This is a genomic window from Clostridium tyrobutyricum (genome assembly GCF_019144085.1).
GTDB lineage: Bacteria > Bacillota > Clostridia > Clostridiales > Clostridiaceae > Clostridium_B > Clostridium_B tyrobutyricum_A.
In genome coordinates, this window is the sequence record NZ_JAHHUY010000146.1 from 1 (window position 1) to 210 (window position 210).

Below are 210 nucleotides of genomic sequence, written 5' to 3' on the forward strand. Positions count from 1 at the left end.
GGCGCTATGGGTGCTGGCACCTTGCGTTTGGAGCTGGGGCAATGGGGTGGATCACATGGGGCGTTCACGCCCGCCAGCGGGCAGCCCGTGGACATTGTGATCACTGCGACCGACAAGCTGTCCGATGTGGCGAGCAAGATTAACGGTGCCAATGCAGGCGTGGTCGCCACGATTCTTACAGACGCGTCGGGCGAGCGGTTGTTGCTGAGT

1 protein-coding gene is annotated in these 210 nt (G+C 62.4%); it reads left to right on the forward strand.

Features of this window, described 5'->3' with window-relative positions:
* Positions 1-6: 6 nt before the first annotated feature.
* Positions 7-210, forward strand: a 204-nt coding sequence (locus KM800_RS15700; protein WP_217813853.1) for a flagellin hook IN motif-containing protein, incomplete at its 3' end; no start/stop codon positions are given.